The following is a 511-nucleotide window of genomic DNA, read 5'->3' on the forward strand; positions in this document are numbered from 1 at the left end:
CGGTTTCGAGCGCGGTGCGCTGGCACTGGGCGGTGCGATCAACTACATCAGCCGCAGCGGCCGCGATTCGGCCGGGCTGGAGCTGCAGTACGAAGCCGGCAGCCGTGGCTACCAGAAGCGCAGCGTCGGCTACGGCGGCGTGAGCGGCGATGTCGACTACTACCTCGCCTACACCGATACCGAGTTCGACGGCTACCAGCGCCATGCCAGCGGCGACGGCAAGGGTGCGATGGCCAACCTTGGCWGGCAGATCACCCCGCAGCTGGAAACCCGCTTCTTCGTGCGCTACCGCGAGACCAATCACGAAACGCCCGGGCGCCTGACCCGCGACCAGATACGCAACGACCCGCGCGCGGCCAATCCGGCCAACCTGGCCATCGATGCACGCCGTCCGCAGCCGGGCAGCACCTGGATCGGCAACATGACCACCTGGCAGATCGATGAGGCGTCCTCGCTGCAGGCCGGGCTGGTCTACCACACCTACCCGATGGACTTGAACGAGAGCCTGTAC

1 pseudogene is annotated in these 511 nt (G+C 67.1%); it reads left to right on the forward strand.

Annotated features, from left to right (window positions below):
* Positions 1-511: pseudogene (locus ACXJKJ_RS32345) on the forward strand (ligand-gated channel); the annotation flags it as partial.

The sequence above is a fragment of the Roseateles sp. P5_E1 genome, from assembly GCF_054049335.1.